General features: G+C 70.6%; 5 protein-coding genes. 4 read left to right on the top strand and 1 reads right to left on the bottom strand.

Annotation, left to right across the window (positions count from 1 at the left end):
- Nucleotides 1-227 precede the first annotated feature (227 nt).
- The 3 genes from DD1DGNOD_RS09795 (at nucleotide 228) to DD1DGNOD_RS09785 (ending at nucleotide 1,812) form a co-directional block, all read left to right on the top strand.
- Complete coding sequence (locus DD1DGNOD_RS09795) at nucleotides 228-665, top strand: DUF3093 family protein (RefSeq protein WP_131766318.1); 438 nt, start codon at nucleotides 228-230, stop codon at nucleotides 663-665.
- Between the two features lie 137 nt (nucleotides 666-802).
- The gene (locus tag DD1DGNOD_RS09790) at nucleotides 803-1,093 is read left to right on the top strand and encodes a DUF4235 domain-containing protein (protein WP_131766317.1); all 291 of its coding nucleotides are present in this window, start codon (nucleotides 803-805) and stop codon (nucleotides 1,091-1,093) included.
- Between the two features lie 194 nt (nucleotides 1,094-1,287).
- Nucleotides 1,288-1,812: a gamma carbonic anhydrase family protein gene (locus DD1DGNOD_RS09785; protein WP_131769949.1), complete on the top strand. Its 525-nt coding sequence runs from the start codon at nucleotides 1,288-1,290 to the stop codon at nucleotides 1,810-1,812.
- A gap of 86 nt (nucleotides 1,813-1,898) precedes the next feature.
- Here the strand turns inward: DD1DGNOD_RS09785 and DD1DGNOD_RS09780 are convergent, their stop codons facing one another.
- Complete coding sequence (locus DD1DGNOD_RS09780; RefSeq protein ID WP_131769955.1) at nucleotides 1,899-2,711, bottom strand: inositol monophosphatase family protein; 813 nt, start codon at nucleotides 2,709-2,711, stop codon at nucleotides 1,899-1,901.
- A gap of 520 nt (nucleotides 2,712-3,231) precedes the next feature.
- Between DD1DGNOD_RS09780 and DD1DGNOD_RS09775 the strand changes: the two genes are divergently transcribed.
- The coding region (locus DD1DGNOD_RS09775; protein ID WP_241255618.1) for a class I tRNA ligase family protein at nucleotides 3,232-3,970 on the top strand (739 nt) is incomplete at its 3' end.

Raw genomic sequence — 3,970 nt, 5'->3', positions numbered from 1 at the left:
CCCTCGTGGTCCTGGCAGATGCGGGCCGCCGCCGGCGGCGTGCCGAAGCACGGCGAGGCGCCGGACTAACGGCACACCGAAGACTAGCTGGCCGGAGAGTACGCGATCATGGCCGTCCTCGGGCGACCGCGACGGGATCGGCGGATCGGCAGGGAAACTCGGGCGTCAACGGACGATCGGTGACGGACGGGCGCGAGTAGTGGCCAGCACGGTGGATACTGAGCGACATGCGCTACGAGGAACGGCTGGCCGTGCCACGGCTGTGGCACGTCTGGGCCGCGCTCTGCGCCGGCGTCTTCGGAAGCTACTTCACCGTGTACACGGACTCCGCCGGGATCCGGGCCGCCGTCTACGCCGGCATGTTCGCCGGGATGGAGGTGGCGCTGTGGGTCCTCGGGCGTGCACGGTTGACGGTGACCGAGGAGACGGTGACCGCGGCCGGGCGGGTGCTTCCCCGTGACGGCGTGCACGAGGTCGCAGTGTGTTCCGACATCCGCACGGCGCTGGCTCCGGGGGTCTACGCCGTGACCAGACCCTGGATACGTACAGGCGCATGGATACGCACGGTGAGCGATGTGTGGGTGGTGTCGTGCAGACGCCCCGACGAGCTCGTGGCGGCGATGGATGTCTCCGGCCGCGCACTGACCAGCGCTGACAACGGGTAGTCGTCAGTAACAGCTAGCTGTCAGCAACGGGTGCTGTCAGCCGGACGGTCTTCGGGGACCTGGGCCTGCGGCGACGGGAGCAACATGATCCCATCACCTTTGGCCGCTAGGACATTTTCACGAACGGGGGTGCGGTAGTGGTCCGACCGGTAGCGAAGATCGGCTGGAAGATCGTCGGAGGCGCGGCGGGAGCGGTAGCCGGGTCGGTGGCGAGCAGGGCCGTGACTCTGGCGTACAAGAAGATCCGTAAGTCGGACCCGCCACGCAGTCCGGCGCATCCCGACACGGCCTGGGCGGACGCGATCAGCTGGGCGGCGGCGTCCGGGGTGGCCGTCGGCGTCGGGAAGCTCACCGCCGAGCGGGTGGCCGCTCGCAGGTGGATGAAGGCGACCGGGTCGCTGCCGCCGGGTATCCGTGAGCGCGAGTAGTCCACTGCCGGCAGGCGGATGGCTCGACTCCGGCAAGCGGCCGGCAGGCGGCCGTACCCGACGGGGCGGCCGTACCCGACGGGAAAGTCACGCCCGCAGGCGATCCTCGGGCTCGATCAGAGACCATCGGGGAAGATGAGGCAGGGCCGGTCGTTGCCTGCCGTCCACGCGGGACGTGGCGTCACCTGAAGGAGATGTCCGTGGCTGTCTATGCACTCGGTGACCGGGTACCCCAGATCGACCCGTCCGCCTACGTCCACCCGGACGCGACCGTGATCGGCAAGGTGACCATCGGTCCCGAGTCGACGATCTGGCCGGGCGCGGTGCTACGGGCCGACTACGGCGAGATCCATATCGGCGCCCGCACGTCCGTGCAGGACGGCACGGTCGTGCACGCGACCGCCGAACTCCCCACGGTCATCGGTGACGACTGCGTCATCGGGCACATCGCGCACCTGGAAGGCTGCACCGTCGAGAACGGGTCACTGGTCGGTTCCGGCTCGATCGTGCTGCACAGGGCCGTGGTGGGCCGCGGGGCGCTGGTCGGGGCGCAGGCGCTGGTCGGCAACAACGTGCAGGTGCCGCCGCGGGCGCTGGCGGTCGGAGTCCCCGCGAAGATCCGCCCGGACGCGGTGGCGGAGAACGCCTTCGCGGCCGGGGCTGCGATGTACACCGCGAACGGCAAGCGCTACCGCGAGGAACTCCGCCGCATCGACTGAGCATGCGCTCCGCTCGCACCCCGCTCGCACTCCTTGATCTAAACTCCTTGTTACCGGGCGCTTCCGGTCGCGGTCGGGCGGCGGGATCAGTCGCGGTCGGCCGGGGGGTCGGCGGCGAGCAGGTCGTGCAGCTCGTCGAACAGGGCGGGCGGGGCCGCGATAGCAAGATCATTCGAGATCGGCCGGCCGTGCAGACCGCCGACCCGCAGACCGGCCTCGGTCGCGACCAGCGCCCCGGCGGCGTGGTCCCAGGGATGCAGGCCGCGCTCGTAGTAAGCGTCCACCAGGCCGGCCGCGGCGGCGCCGAGGTCCAGCGACGCCGCGCCCATCCGCCGGATGTCGCGTACCCGTGGCACGACCCGGGTCAGCACCGTCACCTGGGCGATCCGCCGTTCGACCGTGTACCCGAACCCGGTCGCGACCAGCGCGTGGGCCAGGTCCGTGGCAGCCGAACCGGCCAGCGGCACACCGTTGCAGGCCGAACCGTCCCCGAGCGCCGCGGTGTAGGTGACGCCCAGGGCGGGCGCGTGCACGACCCCGGCGACCACCTGCCCGTCGACCTCGGCCGCGATCGACACCGCCCAGTTCGGCAGGTTGTAGAGGAAGTTCACCGTGCCGTCCAGCGGATCGACGATCCAGCGCACCCCGCTCGTGCCCGGGTCGTCGGCCCCCTCCTCGCCCAGCAGGCCGTCGCCCGGACGCACCTCGCGCAGCCTGCCCGCGACCAACTCCTCGGACGCCCGGTCGAGTGCGGTGACGACATCCGTGGGGGACGACTTGGTCGACTCGGTCACGACGTCACCGGTTCGGCCCCGCAGCAGCAGGTCGCCGGCCTCCCGGGCGACGTCGAGCGCGAGCGCGAGCAGATCCCGGGGCGGCGGTCGGTCGGCCGCCCCGATCGGGGCCGCAACGGTGGAAGCGGGGGAGACGGTGTCCTGTCCGGTGTCATGCACGAGATACATCCTGCCAACACGGTCTGCCCGCCACCTGCCCGCCACCGCCGGCTGCCCGCCGACACGATCCCACCGCCGGAGAGCACCAAGAAGCTCCACACCAAGGAGCTCCAGAGGAGCACCGAAGAAACACCGGACGCCGCGCGCCGGCCGGCAGGAACCTACCCGGCCGGCGCGGGACCCCACCAAGAACGCGGGGAGCCGGATCCACGCTCCACCGGCCGAGAACGTCCGGCGCGCGGACCCCACGGACCCCGCCGAGAGGCGGGTCTCAGCAGGACGCGGGGACCCCGCCAGGACGGGACCAGCAGGGACGCGAACCCAAGAAGGATCATGTAAAAGGCCCTGCGAAACCCGTGCCGGAGCCCACATCACCCGACCCGTAGGATCGTTACTTGTGGTGACAGAAGAAGGCAGGAACCAGCACGGCTCAGACAGCCGGGAGCAGTCCGTTCCCGAGCGGTCCATTTCCGAGCGTTCTGTTCCAGAACGGCCCACTCTCGACGGCGTCGAGGCACGATGGTCGACCGTGTGGCAGGAGCAGGCGACCTACCGGTTCGACCGGACCGCCGACCGGGCACGGGTATACGCGATCGACACCCCGCCCCCGACCGTTTCCGGGTCGCTGCACGTAGGCCATGTCTTCTCCTACACGCACACCGACATCATCGCGCGCTACCAGCGGATGCGCGGCCGTGAGGTCTTCTACCCGATGGGGTTCGACGACAACGGCCTGCCGACCGAGCGCCGGGTGCAGAACTACTTCGGCGTCCGCTGTGACCCGTCACTGCACTACGACGCGGATTTCGTCCCACCGGACAAGCCCGGCAAGGAGCAGATCCCGGTCGGCCGCCGCAACTTCGTGGAGCTGTGCGAGCGGCTGACGATCGAGGACGAGAAGGTCTACGAGCAGCTGTGGCGCCGCCTCGGCCTGTCCGTGGACTGGTCGATGACCTACGCGACCATCGATGCCCGGTCCCGGGCGGTGGCGCAACGGGCCTTCCTGCGCAACCTCGAGCGGGGTGAGGCATATCTGGCGGAGGCGCCCACCCTGTGGGACGTGACCTTCCGGACCGCGGTCGCCCAAGCCGAACTGGAGGACCGGGACCGTCCGGGCGCCTACCACTCGCTCGCGTTCGGCCGTGCCGCCGGCGGCGGGCAGGTCGTCGTCGAGACCACCCGGCCGGAGCTGCTGGCCGCATGCG

Source organism: Candidatus Protofrankia californiensis (assembly GCF_900634765.1).
Lineage (GTDB): Bacteria > Actinomycetota > Actinomycetes > Frankiales > Frankiaceae > Protofrankia > Protofrankia californiensis.
The sequence above is the reverse complement of the archived record's forward strand: the minus strand, read 5'-3'. Positions and strand labels throughout refer to the sequence as shown.